The 249-nt window shown below is 47.4% G+C and carries 1 protein-coding gene; it reads left to right on the forward strand.

Translation table 11 applies throughout. The features are described from left to right. A partial coding sequence (locus tag ACFINL_RS09840; RefSeq protein ID WP_375651503.1) for a DNA-binding protein occupies positions 1 to 233 on the forward strand: 233 nt, incomplete at its 5' end. Between the last annotated feature and the right edge of the window lie 16 nt (positions 234 to 249).

Raw genomic sequence — 249 nt, forward strand, 5'->3', positions numbered from 1 at the left:
CAATCCTAGCAGATGGTGATCAGGGTGAGCTGCTTGTAACTCTACGCCAAATGGCCAAAGCTTATGGTGGTGTTCAAGCTGTAGCTAAAGCAGCCAACTTGAACCCAACACAACTTTACCGTACACTTTCAGAAAAAGGTAATCCAGAGTTCCGCAGCTTGAATGCTTTACTGCGTACCATGGGGTTTCGTTTGGCTGTACAGCCTCTTGAACGACCAGTTCCACACGTGTAACTTTAGTGTCCACTCC

It is taken from the genome of Bartonella sp. AA78NXGY, assembly GCF_042197005.1.
GTDB lineage: Bacteria > Pseudomonadota > Alphaproteobacteria > Rhizobiales > Rhizobiaceae > Bartonella.